At 66.4% G+C, this 417-nt stretch carries 1 protein-coding gene; it reads right to left on the reverse strand.

What is annotated here, in order from left to right; translation table 11 throughout:
• Positions 1–15 precede the first annotated feature (15 nt).
• The coding region (gene rpsH, locus D7Y04_RS43020; RefSeq protein ID WP_121763079.1) for a 30S ribosomal protein S8 at positions 16–417 on the reverse strand (402 nt) is incomplete at its 5' end.

Consider the following 417-nt stretch of genomic DNA (forward strand, 5'->3'; position numbering starts at 1 on the left):
CCGCCAGGCAGCTGGCTAGTAGACGGTGCAGAGCAGCTCGCCGCCCGCCTTCTGCTTGCGGGCCTCGGAGTCCACCAGGATGCCGCGGGACGTGGACAGGATGGAGATACCCATTCCACCCAGCACCTGCGGGATGTCGCTCACGCCGCAGTAGCGGCGCATGCCCGGCTTGGACACGCGGCGGATGCCGGTGATGGCGGGGCTGCGGTCCGGACCGTACTTGAGCTGCACGGTGATCTCGCTCTGCGGCGAGCCCTCGGGGGTGGCGACGGCGAACTCCCCGATGTAGCCCTCATCCTTGAGGACCTTGATGATCTCGAGCTTGAGCTTCGAGTGGGGAATGACGACCTTGTCGTGACGCGCGCGCGAAGCATTGCGCAGGCGGGTCAGCATGTCGCCAACAGGATCATTGACCGG

The organism is Corallococcus sp. AB038B (assembly GCF_003668955.1).
In the GTDB taxonomy this organism is placed as follows: Bacteria; Myxococcota; Myxococcia; order Myxococcales; family Myxococcaceae; genus Corallococcus; species Corallococcus exiguus.